At 73.8% G+C, this 16,098-nt stretch carries 17 protein-coding genes; 2 read left to right on the top strand and 15 right to left on the bottom strand.

All coding sequences use genetic code 11. The features are described 5' to 3' along the window. Nucleotides 1–106: 106 nt before the first annotated feature. Both chrA and EV684_RS19680 read right to left on the bottom strand, forming a co-directional pair. Nucleotides 107–1,330, bottom strand: coding sequence for a chromate efflux transporter (gene chrA / locus EV684_RS19675; RefSeq protein ID WP_132649049.1), 1,224 nt, complete (start codon nt 1,328–1,330; stop codon nt 107–109). Continuing rightward, on the bottom strand, nt 1,296–1,646 hold the full coding sequence (locus EV684_RS19680) for a PadR family transcriptional regulator (RefSeq protein ID WP_132649050.1): 351 nt from the start codon (nt 1,644–1,646) through the stop codon (nt 1,296–1,298). The genes chrA and EV684_RS19680 overlap by 35 nt, the downstream gene beginning before the upstream one ends. 93 nt (nt 1,647–1,739) lie before the next feature. On the opposite strand from EV684_RS19680, the gene EV684_RS19685 reads away from it, so the two are divergent. Continuing rightward, nucleotides 1,740–2,426, top strand: a complete 687-nt coding sequence (locus tag EV684_RS19685; protein ID WP_132649051.1) for an energy transducer TonB — start codon at nt 1,740–1,742, stop codon at nt 2,424–2,426. A 7-nt stretch (nt 2,427–2,433) separates the two neighbouring features. On the opposite strand, the gene EV684_RS24445 is transcribed toward EV684_RS19685, so the two are convergent. From EV684_RS24445 to EV684_RS19735, 11 genes are all read right to left on the bottom strand, one after another. After that, nucleotides 2,434–2,904: a DUF3014 domain-containing protein gene (locus EV684_RS24445; protein ID WP_132649052.1), complete on the bottom strand. Its 471-nt coding sequence runs from the start codon at nt 2,902–2,904 to the stop codon at nt 2,434–2,436. 465 nt (nt 2,905–3,369) lie between these two features. Continuing rightward, nucleotides 3,370–3,771 carry a DUF6306 domain-containing protein gene (locus EV684_RS19695; RefSeq protein ID WP_132649053.1) on the bottom strand — a complete coding sequence of 134 codons (402 nt, stop codon included), beginning with the start codon at nt 3,769–3,771 and terminating at the stop codon, nt 3,370–3,372. A gap of 81 nt (nt 3,772–3,852) precedes the next feature. Beyond that, nucleotides 3,853–4,551 (bottom strand): two-component system response regulator KdpE, encoded by a 699-nt coding sequence (gene kdpE / locus EV684_RS19700; RefSeq protein WP_132649054.1) that lies wholly within the window; start codon nt 4,549–4,551, stop codon nt 3,853–3,855. After that, nucleotides 4,548–7,253, bottom strand: coding sequence for a DUF4118 domain-containing protein (locus EV684_RS19705; RefSeq protein WP_132649055.1), 2,706 nt, complete (start codon nt 7,251–7,253; stop codon nt 4,548–4,550). Before EV684_RS19705 ends, kdpE begins: the two co-directional genes overlap by 4 nt. Continuing rightward, on the bottom strand, nt 7,250–7,378 hold the full coding sequence (locus EV684_RS24560; RefSeq protein ID WP_259375559.1) for a hypothetical protein: 129 nt from the start codon (nt 7,376–7,378) through the stop codon (nt 7,250–7,252). The genes EV684_RS19705 and EV684_RS24560 overlap by 4 nt, the downstream gene beginning before the upstream one ends. Beyond that, complete coding sequence (kdpC, locus tag EV684_RS19710) at nt 7,375–7,959, bottom strand: potassium-transporting ATPase subunit KdpC (RefSeq protein WP_132649056.1); 585 nt, start codon at nt 7,957–7,959, stop codon at nt 7,375–7,377. Before kdpC ends, EV684_RS24560 begins: the two co-directional genes overlap by 4 nt. A 10-nt stretch (nt 7,960–7,969) precedes the next feature. Next, nucleotides 7,970–10,030: a potassium-transporting ATPase subunit KdpB gene (gene kdpB / locus EV684_RS19715; protein WP_132649057.1), complete on the bottom strand. Its 2,061-nt coding sequence runs from the start codon at nt 10,028–10,030 to the stop codon at nt 7,970–7,972. Nucleotides 10,031–10,038: 8 nt separating this feature from the next. After that, nucleotides 10,039–11,742 (bottom strand): potassium-transporting ATPase subunit KdpA, encoded by a 1,704-nt coding sequence (gene kdpA / locus EV684_RS19720; protein ID WP_132649058.1) that lies wholly within the window; start codon nt 11,740–11,742, stop codon nt 10,039–10,041. Then, nucleotides 11,739–11,831, bottom strand: a complete 93-nt coding sequence (gene kdpF, locus EV684_RS19725) for a K(+)-transporting ATPase subunit F (protein WP_043783982.1) — start codon at nt 11,829–11,831, stop codon at nt 11,739–11,741. Before kdpF ends, kdpA begins: the two co-directional genes overlap by 4 nt. 257 nt (nt 11,832–12,088) lie before the next feature. Beyond that, nucleotides 12,089–13,009 carry a ketopantoate reductase family protein gene (locus EV684_RS19730; protein ID WP_132649059.1) on the bottom strand — a complete coding sequence of 307 codons (921 nt, stop codon included), beginning with the start codon at nt 13,007–13,009 and terminating at the stop codon, nt 12,089–12,091. A 52-nt stretch (nt 13,010–13,061) separates the two neighbouring features. Then, nucleotides 13,062–13,952: an SDR family oxidoreductase gene (locus tag EV684_RS19735; protein ID WP_132649060.1), complete on the bottom strand. Its 891-nt coding sequence runs from the start codon at nt 13,950–13,952 to the stop codon at nt 13,062–13,064. A gap of 178 nt (nt 13,953–14,130) precedes the next feature. Between EV684_RS19735 and EV684_RS19740 the strand changes: the two genes are divergently transcribed. After that, on the top strand, nt 14,131–14,517 hold the full coding sequence (locus EV684_RS19740; RefSeq protein WP_132649061.1) for a winged helix-turn-helix transcriptional regulator: 387 nt from the start codon (nt 14,131–14,133) through the stop codon (nt 14,515–14,517). A 1-nt stretch (nt 14,518) separates the two neighbouring features. Here EV684_RS19740 and arsB read toward each other — a convergent pair whose 3' ends face one another. Together arsB and EV684_RS19750 are read right to left on the bottom strand one after the other, a co-directional pair. Further along, nucleotides 14,519–15,586 carry an ACR3 family arsenite efflux transporter gene (gene arsB / locus EV684_RS19745; RefSeq protein ID WP_132649062.1) on the bottom strand — a complete coding sequence of 356 codons (1,068 nt, stop codon included), beginning with the start codon at nt 15,584–15,586 and terminating at the stop codon, nt 14,519–14,521. Nucleotides 15,587–15,591: 5 nt separating this feature from the next. Beyond that, a complete protein-coding gene (locus EV684_RS19750; protein WP_132649063.1) occupies nt 15,592–16,098 on the bottom strand; it encodes an arsenate reductase ArsC in 507 nt (168 codons plus the stop codon).

The following is a 16,098-nucleotide window of genomic DNA, read 5'->3' on the forward strand; positions in this document are numbered from 1 at the left end:
TCACCTCGTCAGGTTCGCAGGGCCGGACGCTTCCAGCCATGCCCCTTCGGCGCAGGCTCCGTGCCAGGCAGCATCGGGAACCACACGGTTCTGCCGCGCAAGACTCCTAGCTGCCGAGGGCCCATCCCGCTGCCGCCGCCAGCGCGACGACGATGGCGGGTGAGGTCCGGGTGCAGACGAGCAGGCCGAACGCCGCCAGCGCCAGCCCGAAGTCCGCGCGCGAGTGGATCGCGCTCGTCCACACCGGGTCGTAGAGTGCCGCGCCGAGGATGCCGACCACCGCGGCATTGACGCCGCCCATCGCGCGCCGGACGCCATCACGCCGGCGGATCGCCTCCCAGAACGGCAGCGCCCCCGCCACGAGCAGGAAGGCCGGAACGAAGACGACGGCCAGCAGCGCCAGCCCGCCGGTCCAGCCCCCCAGCGGGGCCGGCATGGCCGCGCCGAGGTAGGCCGCGAAGGTGAACAGCGGCCCCGGCACGGCCTGCGCCGCGCCGTAGCCGGCCAGGAAGCTGTCGTTGTCCACCCATCCGGGCGGCACCACGCCTGCCTGCAGCAGCGGCAGCACGACGTGGCCCCCGCCGAAGACCAGCGCACCCGCCTTGTAGAAGACGGCAACGGCGTCCAGCCAGGGCGAGGGATGGGCGGCTGCCAGCATCGGCAGGAGCAGCAGCAGCACGGCGAAGGCCGCGAGCAGCAGCGCGCCCGTGCGGCGCCCGACGCTGCCGTCCTGGTGCGTCGCCGCGGCCAGCTGCCCGGGCGCCTGGGTGTGGCGCCCGGCCAGCCCGCCCAGCACGATGGCCGCGATCTGCCCGGCCGCCGTGGGCACGGCGAGCACCACGAGGGCTGCTGCGATGGCGATGCCGGCGCGCAGGCGGTCCGGACACAGCGACCTCGCCATGCCCCAGACCGCCTGCGCGACGACGGCCACCGCCACGACCTTGAGCCCGTGCACCGCGCCGGACGCCGCCAGCGACGGGAACGTGGCGACGCCCTGGGCGAAGAGGATCAGCACCAGCGCCGACGGCAGGGTGAATCCGGCCCACGCCGCCAGCGCGCCGGCCCAGCCGGCGCGTCCGAGGCCCAGCGCCATGCCGACCTGGCTGCTCGCCGGCCCGGGCAGGAACTGGCACAGCGCCACGAGGTCGCCGTAGCGCCTGTCGTCGAGCCAGCGCCGGCGCTCGACGAACTCGGTTCGGAAGTAGCCGAGGTGCGCCACCGGGCCGCCGAACGAACCGAGGCCGAGCTTGAGGAAAGCGAGCAGCACCTCCAGCGCGGAGCCGCGGCGCGGCGGTTCAGCGGCTGGAACGCGATCGTCGGAGGCGGGCATCGGACTCGTCCTCGGGAAGCGCCTCGCCCACCAGCTCGGCCAGGCGGGGCCGCAGTTCGTCCAGCGCCGCCCGGCCATGGTCGGTGGCGACGTAGTACTTGCGCAGCTTGCCGGCCACCACTTCGGTTTCGCTCACCAGCAGGCCGTCGAGTTCCAGGCGGTGCAGCAAGGGGTAGAGCGTGCCCGGGCTGAGCCGGTAGCCGTGGCGCGACAGCTCCGCGGCCATGCCGGCGCCGTAGACGCGCTCCGCGGCCGCGTGGTGAAGCACATGGACGCGCACGAACGCCAGCAGGATGTCTCGAACGGTATCGGTCATCGTTATCGAAGTCCGATACTAGATCCCGGCAGGCCTGGGCGCGCCCGGGTTCACCCGACGAAACTTTCGTCGCCATGCCTCGACCAACCGGACATGGCGGTCGCAGTTCCCTTCCCGTCTCGCCGGGCGCGGCATCCCGCCGGGCTGGCCGTGGTGGCGGGCCTGCACGGCGTCCTGGTGTGGATGCTGGTGCAGAGCCTGGGCCATCGCGGGGTCGACCTGGAGCCGCCGCCGCTGGCCGTGGACATCCTGGAGCCGCCGCCGCCGCCGCCGCCGCCCCCGCCGGTGCTGGACGTTGCGCCTGCGGCGCTGCCGCCGCCGCCGTCGTTCGTGCCACCGCCCGAGATCCGCGTGCGGCCGCCGCCGCTCCCGCCTCCGGCCATCACGGTGCAGCGCAGCGCGCCGCCGCCGACGCCGGTTGTCGTCGCCCCGGCAGCGCCAGCGCCGGTGCCCGCCCCGGCAGCGCCGCCTTCAGCACCGGCGGACCTGTCGCGTCCGGCGCGGCTGGAGGTTTCGCAGTGCACGCGCCCGGCGTATCCGCGTGCGGCCCTGCGCTCCGAGGCCACCGGCACCACCCGCATCCGCTTTCGCGTCGATGCCGGCGGGCGCGTGATCGACGCCCGCGTGCTGCAGCGCTCCGGGCCCTCGCGCGAGCATGGCCTGCTCGACCGTGCCGCCGTCGACACGCTGGGACGCTGCCGCTTCAGCGCCGGCCTGGACGCCCGCGGGCGCCCGGTCGGCGGCTTCGCGACGGTGGAGTACGTGTGGACGCTGCAGTAGCGGGCGCTCAGCGCGGCGTGCTGCGGATCTCGTCGCGAAACGCCGCCAGCACCTGCATCAGCCGGCGCTGGTTCTCCGGGCCCACGCGCCAGAGGATCTTGCGTCCGGCGCTGGCCTGTTCGAGCGCCGGGTCGGCGTACTCGTAGCGCACCCAGGGCCGCGTGGACGGCTGGGGCCCGCGCACCTCGGTCAGGCGCACGGCCAGCGGCTGGGGTGCCGCCGGCGTGGCCAGCAGGTGGTCGAGCACCACCACGAGCCGGGCATGGAAACGCTGCCCGGGATACCCCAGTTCCTCGTAGGCCGGCTGCAGCAGCGGCAGCGCGCGCCGGTACCAGTCGGCCAGCTGGTGCGGGTCGACGCGCTCGGCCAGCGCCACCAGCGGCTCGTAGCGCCGCGGGTTCGTGGGCGCGATCCGGGCGCCGCCTTCGGTCGTGTCGACGACGCTGAAACGTCCCGCCGCCGGCTGCACCGGCCACATCGATGCCGGTGCCGAAGGGCGCGCGAGGTTGTCGACGGTGGCACGATGCGCTGCGCCAGGCCGGTGGCCTGCAGCAGGCCCGCGACCGCGTCGCGGCCGATCAGCGCCTGCAGGGCCGGCACGATGTCCGCCTCGGCCAGCGGCTGTGCCGGCGCCGGCGGATCGGGTTCGGCGACGGCCGCCGCCGACGCGGCGGGCGCCTGCGTCGGCGCGGGGCCGGACACGACAGGCCCGGACGGCGGCGCGGCCGGGCGGGGGCTGCCGAACCACCACGCGACGGCCGCCGCGCCGATGGCCGCGGCCAGCAGGACGAACACCGTGCGCGCCATCCAGCGGCGCGGTGGCGGGGGGCGCAGGGTTTGCGGATCCATGGCTTCTTGTACAGGGCCCGCGACGGCGGCGCGACCCAAGCCCCCGGATGTCGCGGGGTGGTGGTGCCGGGCCCGGCGCCGAGCTGACGCCTGGCTACAAGGCTTCGGCGCGGGCGATGTTGTGCCGGTGCGCGGCCAGCATCGCTTCGAGCTCGGCCCTGACCTCGGCGTGGCCGACCTCCGGGATCAGCCGCTCCAGCCGGCGCACGACCCAGGCCTGGCCCTTGTTCAGGAAGACCAGTCGCTCGTGCAGGTCCTCGATCGCCAGCGCCTTGCGGCGGAAGTCGCCGACGGCGCTGGAGGGCTCGCCGCCGAGCGTGCTCACCGCGCGCATCAGCATGCCGCACCAGCGCACCTCGTCGTGCTGGATGTCCTGCAGCAGCGCCTTCATCGCCGCGTCGCCGGCTTCGCTGGCGCTCTGCCGCGCGACCCAGGCGCCGGCGCGTTCGGCTTCGAGCAGTTCGTTGAGGGCGGCCGGGACTTCTTGCGGTGACATGCGGATTCTTGAAGATGCTGTTTGCGAGCATCTTATTCGCCGGGTGCCGCGTGCCCGGCGATCTCCGCACTCGCGGCGCGGTCAGCCGCCGGCGCGGAAGCGGTAGCCGATGCCGGCTTCGGTCAGCAGGTGCACCGGCATCGAGGGCTGGGCCTCGATCTTCTTGCGCAGATTGGCCATGTGCACGCGCACGTAGTGCGTGTCCTCGGTGTGGCCGGGGCCCCAGACGGCTTTCAGCAGCTGGCGGTGGGTGACGACGCGGTCGGGCTGCGTCGCCAGGCAGCCGAGCAGCTTGTATTCGATCGGCGTCAGGTGCAGCTCCTCGTCGCCGCGGCGCACGCTGCGGCGCGCCAGGTCCAGCGTGATCTCGCCGAAACGCAGCACCGGGCCGTCGTCGGGCGACAGCAGCGCGCGGCGGCGCAGCTGGGCGCGCACACGCGCCAGCAGCTCGCCGGCGCCGAAGGGTTTGACGAGGTAGTCGTCGGCACCGGCGTCCAGCGCGGCGATCTTGTCGTCCTCGGCGGCGCGTGCCGACAGCACGATGACCGGCGCCGCCGACCAGCCGCGCAGGTCGCGGATCAGGTCGACGCCGTCGCCATCGGGCAGCCCCAGGTCGACGACCAGCAGGTCGGGGCGGCGCGTGCCGGCTTCGATCAGCCCGCGGCGCAGGCCTTCGGCCTCGTGCACCTCGTGGCCCTCGCTCTCCAGCGCCATGCGCACGAAACGGCGGATGTCGGCTTCGTCCTCGACGATCAGCACGCGGGCTCGGGGTTCGGTCATCGGATGTCCTCGTCGGCCGCGGCGGCGGCGCTGCCGTCGTCTTCGGGCGGCGTGCCGCGCGGCAGCTCGATCGTGAAGCGGGCGCCGGCGACGCGGCCGCCTTCCAGGCGGTTGGCACCGTGGATCGTGCCACCGTGGGCCTGCACGATGGCGCGCGAGATCGCCAGCCCCAGGCCGACGCCGGGCGTCGCGCTCTCGCGTTCGCCACGCTCGAACTTCTCGAACAGCGCCTCCTCGCGCCCCGGCGGCAGGCCCGGGCCCTGGTCGTCGACGACCAGGCGCACGCTCTGGTCCAGCGCCTCGGCGCGGATCGCCAGCGCGCTGCCGGCCGGCGTGTAGCGCGCGGCGTTCTCCAGCAGGTTGACGAGCACACGCTCGAACAGCACTGCGTCCAGCGACAGCAGCGGCAGCCCGTCGGCCAGCACCACCGTCACCGGCCGGCCCTGCAGCACCGGGCGGCAGGCGGCCAGCGCGCTGCCGACCACCTCTTCCAGCGGCTGCCAGGCGCGGCGCAGGCGCACCGCGCCGGCCTGCAGCCGCGCCATGTCCAGCAGGTTGCCGACCAGCGCCGCCATGCGCCGTGCCGACTCGCGGATCGCGTCGACCAGGCCGCGCGGCGCCGGCCCCGGCGGCGCCAGCGCCAGCGTGTCGGCCAGGCCGACCAGCGCCGCCAGCGGCGTGCGCAGGTCGTGCGAGATCGCCGACAGCAGCGAGTTGCGCAGGCGCTCGCTCTCGATCTGCAGCGCGCTCTGCTGCGCCACGTCGACGTAGTGCAGCCGCTCCAGCGAGATCGCCAGCAGCGAGGCGCAGGTCTCCATCAGCCGCATCGTCTCGGGGCCCAGCGCGGCGGTGTCGCCGGCTTCGATGGCGAGCACGCCGCGCTGGCGCATCGGCGCCTTCAGCGGCAGCACCAGGCAGCGGCTGGCCGGCAGCGTGTCGGTGCCGGCGCCGGCGGCGCGGCCGTGGCGGAAGGCCCAGGACACGACGCCTTCGTCGGCCTCGGCCTCGCCGCCGGGCAGGCGCTGCAGGGTGTCGTGCTCGTCGGTGGCGTAGAGCGCGCAGCGGGCGCCGAACTCGGCGGCGACGAAACGCGCGCCGATCTCGGCCACCTGCGCCGGCAGCAGCGCCGCCGACAGGTCGCGCGTCATCTCGTAGAGCCGGCGCACGCGGCGCTCGCGCTGCATCGCCGCGGCGGCCTGCACCTTGAGCCCGGCGGTGAGCTGGCCGATGGCCAGCGCCACTGCCAGCATGACGCCGAAGGTCACGAGGTACTGCACGTCGCTGACGGCGAACGAGAAACGCGGCTGCACGAAGAAGAAGTCGAACAGCGCGACGCCGAAGAAGGCCGCCGCCACCGCCGGCCCGCGGCCGAAGCGCAGGCCGACGCCGACGACGGCGAGCAGGAAGATCATCACGATGTTGCTGAGCTCGAGCACGTCGCGCAGCGGCGTCGCCGCCAGCGCCGTCAGCACGCAGGCGCCGGCGGCGGCGGCGTAGCCGGCCCAGCCGGCGCCTTCGGCGGCCGGGGCGGGGCCGGCGGCGCGCGGCGCCGGCGCGCCGGCCGTGCCGACCTGCAGCACGTCGAGCTCGCCGGCCAGCGCGGCGACACGCTCGACGGTCGGCCGCCGCCAGGGCAGCCCCCGGCGGCCACGGCCCAGCACCAGCCGCGACAGGTTGTGCTCGCGCGCGTAGCGCACCAGGCCGTCGGCGGCGTCGGGCGCCGAGGGCGTGGCGGTCGTCGCGCCCAGCGACTCGGCGAGCTTGAGTTGCTGCAGCGCCTCGCGCCGCGCCTCTGGCCCCAGGCGCTGCAGCGCCGGCGTCTCGACCATCACCGCGTGCCAGGGCAGCTCCAGCTGCGCGGCCAGCCGGGCGCAGCGGCGCACGACGGTCTCGCCGTGCCCGCCCGGCGCGACGGCGGCCAGCAGCGCCTCGCGGTTGGGCCAGACGGTCTCGACGCGGTTGCGGCGCCGCCAGGCGAGCATCTCGCCGTCGACGCGGTCGGCGGTGCGGCGCAGCGCCAGCTCGCGCAGCGCCAGCAGGTTGCCCTTGCGGAAGAAGTTCGCCGCGGCGCGTTCGGCCTGCGGCGGCAGATAGACCTTGCCGGCCTTCAGCCGCGCCAGCAGTTCGTCGGGCGGCAGGTCGACGACGACGACCTCGTCGGCCTCGTCGAAGACGCGGTCGGGCACGGTCTCGCGCACGCGGATGCCGGTGATGCCGCCGACGACGTCGTTCAGGCTCTCCAGGTGCTGGACGTTCATCGTCGTCCAGACGTCGATGCCGGCGGCCAGCAGCTCCTCGACGTCCTGCCAGCGTTTGGGGTGGCGCGAGCCGGCGACGTTGCTGTGCGCCAGCTCGTCGACGAGCACCAGCGCGTCGTCGTGCGCGGCGCCGAAGGCCAGCGCGGCGTCGAGGTCGAACTCCTCCAGCTCGCGGCCGCGGTAAGTGCAGCGCTTGCGCGGCAGCTGCGGCAGGCCCTCGGCCATGGCCGCGGTGTCGCGCCGCGAGTGGGTCTCGACGAGGCCGACGGTCAACGCCGTGCCGCGCGCCAGCGCGTCGCGCGCGGCGGCCAGCATCGCCCAGGTCTTGCCGACGCCGGCGCTGGCGCCGAAGAAGATCTTCAGCCGGCCGCGGCGCTCGCGGGCCTCGTCCTGCTGCACGTCGCGCAGCAAGGTGTCCGGATCGGGACGGGACGGCTCGTTCATCGGCCGGCGATCTTCCCACGCCGCTCGCGCGCTCGGCGGTGCTCGCGGCGCAGCCAGGCGGCGGCGCCGGCCAGCGGCAGCAGCACCGCCGCCAGCGCCATCAGCACTTCGCCCAGCGCGCTCACCTGTGCCCCGCGCGCGCCAGCTCGTCCAGCGCCAGGTTCAGCTTCAGCACGTTGACACGCGCCTCGCCGAGGCCGAAGGCGGGCTCCTCGGCCTGGCGCGCGATCAAGGCCCGCAGCTCGGCTTCGGGCAGGCGGCGCACGCGTGCCACGCGGGCCGCCTGGTACTCGGCGGCGGCGCGGCTGATGTCCGGGTCCAGCCCGCTGGCCGAGGCGGTGACCAGATCCACCGGCACCGGCGCGTCGTTGCCGGGGTCGGCGGCGCGCAGCGCGGCGACGCGTGCGCGCACCGCGTCGGCCAGCGCCGGGTTCGTGGGCCCGAGGTTGGAGCCGGCCGAGTTGGCGGCGTTGTAGGGCATCGGCGAGGTGGCCGACGGCCGGCTCCAGAAGTGGCCGGGGTCGGTGAAGGACTGGCCGATCAGCGCGGAGCCGACGACGCGGCCGTCGTGTTCGACCCGGCTGCCTTCGGCCTGCCAGGGGAAGGCGAGCCGGGCGACGCCGGTCACCGCCAGCGGGTAGGCCAGACCGGTGACCAGGGACAGCGCGGCGAACAGCACCAGCGCGGGACGGAGCATGGAGTTCATGACGATCACCTCAGAACAGACCCGTGGCCGCCAGGCCCAGGTCGATCAGCTTGATGCCCACGAAGGGCACGACGACGCCGCCCAGGCCGTAGACGGCCAGGTTGCGGCGCAGCAGCGCCGCCGCGCCGACCGGGCGGTAGGCCACGCCGCGCAGCGCCAGCGGGATCAGCCCGACGATGATCAGCGCGTTGAAGATCACCGCCGACAGCACCGCCGAGGCCGGGCTGGCGAGCTGCATGACGTTCAGCGCCGCCAGCTGCGGGTAGCTGCCGACGAAGGCCGCCGGCACGATGGCGAAGTACTTGGCGACGTCGTTGGCGACGCTGAAGGTGGTCAGCGCGCCGCGCGTCATCAGGAGCTGCTTGCCGGTCTCGACGATCTCGATCAGCTTGGTCGGGTTGCTGTCGAGGTCGACCATGTTGCCGGCCTCCTTGGCGGCCTGGGTGCCGGTGTTCATCGCCACGGCGACGTCGGCCTGGGCCAGCGCCGGCGCGTCGTTGGTGCCGTCGCCGGTCATCGCCACCAGCCGGCCGGCGGCCTGGTGCTCGCGGATCAGCTTCAGCTTGGCCTCCGGCGTGGCCTCGGCGAGCACGTCGTCGACGCCGGCCTCGGCGGCGATGGCCGCGGCCGTCAGGCGGTTGTCGCCGGTGACCATGACCGTCGTGATGCCCATGCGGCGCAGCTCGGCGAAACGCTCGCGGATGCCGCCCTTGACGACGTCCTTGAGCTCGACGACGCCGAGCACGCGCGCGCCCTCGGCCACCACCAGCGGCGTGCTGCCGCGGCGCGCGACCTCGTCGACGAGCGGCTGCAGCCCGGCCGGGAACTCGCCGCCCAGCGCGTGCACGTGGCGCGCCAGCGCGTCGGCCGCGCCTTTGCGCAGCGTGCGCCCGGCCGGCAGGTCGACGCCGCTCATGCGCGTCTGCGCCGAGAACGGCACGAAGACCGCGTCGAGCGCCGCCAGCTCGCGTTCGCGCAGGCCGTGGCGCTTGGCGAGCACGACGATGCTGCGGCCTTCGGGCGTGGTGTCGGCCAGCGACGCGAGCTGCGCCGCGTCGGCCAGCTCGGCCTCGGTGACGCCGGCCGCCGGCAGGAAGGCCGCGGCCTGGCGGTTGCCCAGCGTGATCGTGCCGGTCTTGTCGAGCAGCAGCACGTCGACGTCGCCGGCGGCCTCGACCGCGCGGCCCGAGGTGGCGATGACGTTGGCGCGCAGCAGCCGGCTCATGCCGGCCACGCCGATGGCCGACAGCAGCCCGGCGATCGTCGTCGGGATCAGGCACACCAGCAGCGCCACCAGCATCACCAGGTCCACCGGCTCGCCGCCGCCGGCAGCGTCGACGGCGAAACGCGAGAACGGCAGCAGCGTCGCGACCACGCCGAGGAAGACGATGGTCAGCGCGACCAGCAGGATGCTCAGCGCGATCTCGTTGGGCGTCTTGCTGCGGCGCGCGTTCTCGACCATCGCGATCATGCGGTCGACGAAGGTCTCGCCCGGGTCGGCGCTGACGCGCACGACGATCCAGTCCGACAGCACGCGGGTGCCGCCGGTGACGGCCGAGAAGTCGCCGCCGGACTCGCGGATGACGGGCGCCGACTCGCCGGTGATCGCGCTCTCGTCGACCGAGGCGACGCCGTCGACGACCTCGCCGTCGGCGGGCATGGTGTCGCCGGCCTCGACGAGCACGACATCGCCCTTGCGCAGCGTCTCGGCCTCGACCGGGTGCCATTGCATCGCGCTGCGTTCGTGGCGCGCGCTGCCGGGTTCCAGCTTCTTGGCCCAGGTCTTCTTCTTCAGGCCGCGCAGCGCCGCCGCCTGGGCCTTGCTGCGGCCTTCGGCCAGGGCCTCGGCGAGGTTGGCGAAGAGCAGGGTGAACCACAGCCAGGCGGCGACGCCGACCGAGAACAGGCTGGGGTTCGCCGCGGCCAGCGCGGTGGTGAAGGCGCTGCCGACGTAGACCACGGCCATCACCGGGTTGCGCCATTGGGCCCGCGGGTCGAGCTTGCGCAGCGCGTCGACCAGCGCCGGACGCAGCAGCGCCGCGTCGAACAGGGGCAGGGAAGTGCGGGACATCGGATTCCTCATCGCGCCCACAGCGCCAGGTGCTCGGCCACCGGGCCGAGTGCCAGCGCGGGCACGTAGTTCAGCAGGCCGACCAGCAGCACGATGCCGACCAGCAGGGCGACGAACAGCGGGCCGTGCGTCGGCAGCGTGCCGCGCGTGACGGCCAGCCGCGGCTTGGCCGCCAGCGCGCCGGCCAGCGCCAGCACCGGCACCAGCACGCCGAAGCGGCCCAGCCACATCGCCACGGCCAGCAGCAGGTTGTAGAACGGCGTGTTGGCCGACAGCCCGGCGAAGGCGCTGCCGTTGTTGTTGGCCGCCGAGGTCAGCGCGTACAGCAGCTCGCTGAAGCCGTGCGCGCCGGGGTTCAGGATGCCGGCGCGGCCGGCGTCGACGCTCGCCGCCAGCGCGCTGCCGCCCAGCACCAGCAGCGGCGTCACCAGGATCGCGATCGAGACCAGCTTCATCTCGTGGGCCTCGATCTTCTTGCCCAGGTACTCGGGCGTGCGGCCGATCATCAGCCCGGCGATGAACACCGCCAGCAGCGCGAAGACCAGCATCCCGTACAGGCCCGAGCCGACGCCGCCGAAGACCACCTCGCCGAGCTGCATCAGCACCAGCGGCACGGCGCCGCCCAGCGGCGTCAGGCTGTCGTGCATCGTGTTGACGGCGCCGCAGCTCGCGGCGGTGGTCACCGCGGCGAACAGCGCGCTGGCGTCCAGGCCGAAGCGCACTTCCTTGCCCTCCATGCTGCCGCCGGCCTGCAGCGCCGAGGGCAGGGTGTCCACGCCCAACGGCGGCAGCAGCGGGTTGCCGGCGTACTCGGCCCGCGTGACGGCGACGACGGCGACGACGAAGAGCAGCGTCATCGCGCCGAGCAGCGCCCAGCCCTGGCGCGCGTCGCCGACGATGCGGCCGAAGGCGAAACACAGCGCCGCCGGGATCAGCAGGATGGCCAGCACCTGCACCGCGTTGGCCAGCGGCGTCGGGTTCTCGAACGGGTGCGCCGAGTTGGCGTTGAAGTAGCCGCCGCCGTTGGTGCCCAGCAGCTTGATCGCCTCCTGCGAGGCCACCGGGCCCAGCGCCAGCGTCTGCTGCTGGCCTTCGACGGTGCTCAGCGTGGTGTCGGCGGCGAAGGTCTGCACCACGCCCTGCGAGACGAAGAACAGCGCCGCGACGAAGGCCAGCGGCAGCAGGACCCACAGCGTGGCGCGCGTCAGGTCGGCCCAGACGTTGCCGATGCCGCTGGCCGTGCGGCGCGCGAAACCGCGCGCCAGCGCCACCGCGACGGCGATGCCGGTGGCCGCCGACAGGAAGTTCTGCACCGCCAGGCCCAGCATCTGGGTCAGCCGGCTCATCGTCGTCTCGCCGCCGTAGCCCTGCCAGTTGGTGTTGGTGACGAAGCTCACCGCGGTGTTGAGCGCCGAGTCGGGCGCCACCGCGGGCCAGTCCTGCGGGTTCAGCGGCAGCATCGGCTGCAGGCGCTGCAGCGCGTAGACGGCCAGAAGCCCCAGGCCGTTGAAGACCAGCAGGCCGAGCGCGTAGCGCGTCCAGGGCTGGTCCTCGGCGGGGTCGACGCCGGCCAGGCGGAACAGCGGCGCCTCGACGCGCTGTCCGAGGGCGAAGCGGCCGTCCATCACCGCCTCGATCGCCCGCCCCAGCGGCCAGGCCGCGGCAAACAGCACGAGCAGGAAGACGGCCAGTTGCAGCCAGGCGCCGCTCACGAGAAGTCCTCCGGCCGCAGCAGCGCGGCGACGAGGTAGACGAGCAGCCCGGCGGCCAGTGCCGCGGCACTCCAGAGCCAGGCGTTCATCGGGGCACCCTTCGGCCTGGCGGCCGGTCCCGCCGAGCGGGAATGAGCCCCGGACAAGTCCTGAGGGCTCATGCTCGCCCCCGGCGTCGTTCGAGTCGCGCGCAGCCGCGCGCCAGCGCCCAGGCCAGCGCCCACAGCGCCGCCCCGGTCACGAGGTACAACAGGTCCATGGACCCCTCCGTTCAATGTCGGAGGGATGCTCCCGCAGCGGCCGTCAAGACGGTCGCAAGACTGCGGGCGGCGGCATCAAGAAGGTGTCAAGACGCGGCTGGCGCGTGTCCGCTCTCGATCAGCCGCACCAGCGTGCGCAGCATGGCGTTCATCGGCGTCGCGATGCCGTGGCGCTGGCCGCAGCGCACGACGTAGCCGTTCAGGTGCTCGATCTCGGTGTGTTTGCCGCGTGCCAGGTCCTGCGCCGTCGACGAACGCTGGCCCGGCATCGACGGCGCCAGTGCGAACACCGTGGCCTCGATGTCGGCCGGGATCTCGACGCCGTCGGCGGCGGCGACGGCGACGCACTCGCGCACCACCTCGCGCATCAGCTCGGGCACGCCGTCGGTGGCGACCAGCCGGCCGTAGGGCGCCTGGCCGATCGCCGACAGCGCGTTGTAGGCGCAGTTCAGGATCAGCTTGACCCACAGCGCCTGGCGCGCGTCGTCCGACACCTGCACCGGCACGCCGGCGGCGCGCAAAGCCTCGGCCCAGGCGTCGCCGCCACGGCCGGGTTCGACCAGCAGCTCGCCGCGGCCGTGGTGCCGCACGTGGCCCGGGCCGGCCATCTCGGTGGCGACGTAGACCACCGCGGCGCGCACCGGCTGCGGCAGCAGCGTGCGCAGGCGCTCGGCGTTGTCGACGCCGTTCTGCAGGCTCAGCACCAGCGTGCCGGGCGCCAGGTGCGGCAGCATCGACGCGGCGGCGGCCTCGGTGTCGGTCGACTTCACGCAGAACAGCACCAGCGAGGCGCCGGCCACCGCGGCGACGTCGGCGCTGGCGGCGACCTGCACACGTTCGTCGAAGGCGCGCGTCTGCAGCCGCAGGCCCTCGGCCTCGATGGCCTGCACGTGCGCCGGGCGGCCGATCAGCACGACCTCGTGGCCGGCGCGCGCGAGCATGCCGCCGAAGTAGCAGCCCACCGCGCCGGCGCCCATCACGGCCACGCGCAGCGAATCCTCAGCCATCGTTGGTCTCCGTCGGGTTCGGGACGACGATGCTAGCCGGCGCGGCGCGTGTTCAGCCGCGCAGCGCGGCGGCGTTCTCGGCCAGCCAGGCGTCGAAGCTCTGCGGCGCGCGGCCGACGAGGCGGCGGTAGTCGCCGGTCACCGTGCCGACGCGGCCGGCGGCGGTGTTGGCGTCGAACGAGGCGTAGGCGCGCGCCACCGGCTCGGGCAGGCCGGCGGCGACCATGCCGCGCTCCAGGTCGGCCACCGTGACCGGCACCACCGTCAGCGTGCGGCCGATCGCGCGGCCGATGCGTTCGGCCTGCTCGGCCGTCGTCAGCGCTTCTTCGCCGCTCAGCGTGTACACCTCGCGGCTCTGGTTGCTGCCGGCCAGCGCGGTGGCCGCGGCCAGCGCCAGGTCGTCGCGCGAGAGGTTGGCGACCTTGCCGGCGCCCGCCGCGCTGTACCACTGGCCGCCGTGGGCCAGCACCGCCGGCAGCGACTGGAACAGGTTGTCGAAGTACCAGTGGTTGCGCAGGATGGTCCAGCCCGGCACGCGGCTGGCGGCCAGGGCGTCTTCGGTGCCGGCGTGGTCGGGCGCGAAGCTGATCAGCGAGTCGTGCGGCCCGGGCATCGAGGTGTAGACGAGGTGGGTGACACCGGCACGTTCGGCGGCGGCGACGGCGGCGCGGTGCTGCTCCAGGCGCTTGCCCGGGCGGTCCAGCGCGTCGGTGCTGACGATCAGCGCGCGGGCGATGCCGGCGAAGGTACCGGGCAGCGACGCGGCGTCGTCGAAGTCGGCGCGGCGCGTGGCCACGCCGCGCGCGGCGAAGGCGGCCAGGCGTTCGGGCTGGCGCGAGGCGGCGACGATGCGTGCGGGCTCGACGTGCAGCGTGTCGAGCAGGTGCTGCAGCACACGATGGCCGAAGTGGCCCGAGGCGCCGGTGACGAGAAGCTGGGACATACGAGACTCCGTTGAAGGCGGGCGGGACACCCGGATCATTAGTATTTGAAAGGAACCAACTCTCAACTTGCGTGTTGGTGCCGAAATGATCCATCATCACGCGCCGGCTCCACAAGAAGGGAGCCGAAGGTCACTTGGTGACCTCGGTGTTACCGACCCCAGCCCCGCGGAGTTCTCGATGTCGCTTCACAAGTCCAAGGACCCCAACGCCGACTGCTGCCCGATCCGCGACGTGCTCGAACGTCTGGGCGACCGCTGGAGCATGCTGGTGCTGTTCACGCTGGAGGAAGGCGGCACGCTGCGCTTCACGGTGCTGAAGTCGCGCATCGCCGACATCTCGCAGCGCATGCTGGCGCAGACGCTGCGCCGGCTGGAGCAGGACGGCCTGGTCAGCCGCACCGTCTACCCGACGGTGCCGCCGCGTGTGGACTACGCGCTGACCGAGCTCGGCACCTCGTTCCTGCAGCCGATGCACGGCCTGCTGGACTGGGCCAAGGCGCACCACCAGGACGTGCACGCGGCGCGCCGCGCCTACACGCCGCCCGAGGCGATCGAGGCGCGCTGATTCAGCCGCGCCGCAGCCCGGCCTCGTACCAGGGTTTGCTGCGGTTCACGAGGCGCACCACCAGCAGCATCACCGGCACCTCGATCAGCACGCCGACGACGGTGGCCAGCGCCGCGCCCGACTGGAAGCCGAACAGGCTGATCGCCGCGGCCACCGCCAGCTCGAAGAAGTTGCTCGCGCCGATCAGCGCCGACGGGCAGGCCACCGCGTGGCTCTCGCCGGCGCGGCGGTTCAGCCAGTAGGCGAGTCCCGAGTTGAAGAAGACCTGGATCAGGATCGGCACCGCCAGCATCGCGATCACCGCCGGCTGCGCGATGATGGCCTCGCCCTGGAAGGCGAACAGCAGCACCAGCGTCGCCAGCAGCGCGGCGATCGACCACGGGCCGATGCGCGCGAGCGTCGCGTCCAGCGCCGCCTGGCCGCCGCGGCGCAGCAGCGCGCTGCGCCAGGCCTGCGCCAGCACCACCGGGATCACGATGTAGAGCACGACCGAGGTGACCAGCGTGTCCCAGGGCACGGTGATCGCCGACAGCCCCAGCAGCAGGCCGACGACGGGCGCGAAGGCGAAGACCATGATCGTGTCGTTCAGCGCCACCTGGCTCAGCGTGAACATCGGGTCGCCGTTGGTCAGCCGGCTCCAGACGAAGACCATCGCCGTGCAGGGCGCCGCGGCGAGCAGGATCAGCCCGGCGACATAACTGTCGAGCTGCTCGGCCGGCAGCCAGGGCGCGAAGACCTGGCGGATGAAGATCCAGGCCAGCAGCGCCATCGAGAAGGGTTTGACGGCCCAGTTGACGAACAGCGTGATGCCGATGCCGCGCCAGTGCCGGCGCACCTGGTGCATGGCGCCGAAGTCGACCTTCAGCAGCATCGGGATGATCATCACCCAGATCAGCAGGCCGACCGGCAGGTTGACCTGGGCGAACTCGAGCCGGCCGATGGCCTGGAACGGCCCCGGGAACAGCTGGCCGAGCGCGATGCCGGCGACGATGCACAGCGCGACCCAGAGCGTCAGCCAGCGTTCGAACAGGCTCATCGGCGCCGGGGCGGGCAGGGTGGCGGTGGTCATGGGCGTCAGCTCCGGCCGATCTCGGCGAGTGCGGCCTGCAGCGAGGCGGGGTCCGCGCCGGCCACCGGCAATGCCAGCAGCAGCTGCAGCATGCGGTAGCCGATCGCCTGGCGCGTCAGCTCGAAGGCGCGGCGTTTTCCGTCGTCGCCGCCCTCGGCGTTGGACGGGTCGGGGTAGCCCCAGTGCACCTTCAGCGGCTGGCCTTGGGCGCCGAAGAAGACCGGGCAGGTCTCGGCCGCGGCGCTGTCGCAGACGGTGATGACGATGTCCAGCGGCGGCGCGCCGTCGGCGCTGAACTCGTCCCAGCTCTTGCTGCGGAACGCGCCGGTGGCGATGCCGGCGCTGGCCAGCGCTTGCAGCGCGAACGGGTTGATGCGCCCGCTGGGGGCGCTGCCGGCGCTGTGCGCGCGCACGTCGGCGCCGAGCCGGGCGGCCAGGTGGTTCAGCATGCCCTCGGCGAGCACGCTGCGCGCCGAGTTGTGGGTGCAGAGGATCAGGACGTGCACGGTCAT

This window comes from Rubrivivax gelatinosus, assembly GCF_004340905.1.
Taxonomy (GTDB): Bacteria; Pseudomonadota; Gammaproteobacteria; order Burkholderiales; family Burkholderiaceae_C; genus Rubrivivax; species Rubrivivax gelatinosus.